This is a genomic window from Actinomadura sp. NBRC 104425 (genome assembly GCF_030269545.1).
Lineage (GTDB): Bacteria > Actinomycetota > Actinomycetes > Streptosporangiales > Streptosporangiaceae > Spirillospora > Spirillospora keratinilytica.
In genome coordinates this window covers 1-496 of sequence record NZ_BSTN01000106.1, presented here as the reverse complement: position 1 = coordinate 496, position 496 = coordinate 1, and the positions used below count along the sequence as shown (strand labels likewise).

At 66.5% G+C, this 496-nt stretch carries 1 protein-coding gene; it reads right to left on the bottom strand.

Going from position 1 to position 496, the window contains the following annotated elements:
• Positions 1 to 496 (bottom strand): AMP-binding protein (locus tag QSK22_RS33320; RefSeq protein ID WP_285498486.1); only part of this gene is annotated, 496 nt, incomplete at both ends.

The following is a 496-nucleotide window of genomic DNA, read 5'->3' as shown; positions in this document are numbered from 1 at the left end:
CACCGTCCGCACCCACCGTGATCGCCGCACCCGCCGCCAACGGCACCAGCACACTCGTCACCGTCAAATCGAACGCCAACGACGAATACAGCGGAGCACCGCCCGACCCCACCCGATACGCCCCAACAGCCCAGACCACATAATTCACAAGCCCACCGTGCGTGACCGCCACACCCTTCGGCACACCCGTCGAACCCGACGTGTAAATCACATACGCCAACCCACGCGGATCCACCGGCACAGACGGCACCGCCTCGACAGCGTCCGCCGAGCACGCCTCCTCGAGTGCGATCACCGCAACGTCGGCCACCGACACGTCTTCCAGCAGGTCGCCGGTCGTGACAAGGGCGACCGCACGGCTGTCGGCCAGCATGAACTCCACACGCTCGGCCGGACTCACCGGATCGATCGGCAGATACGCCGCACCCGCCTTCCACACACCCAACATCGCCGCCACAACATCCACACCACGCGGCAGGCGCAGCGCAACCACCGA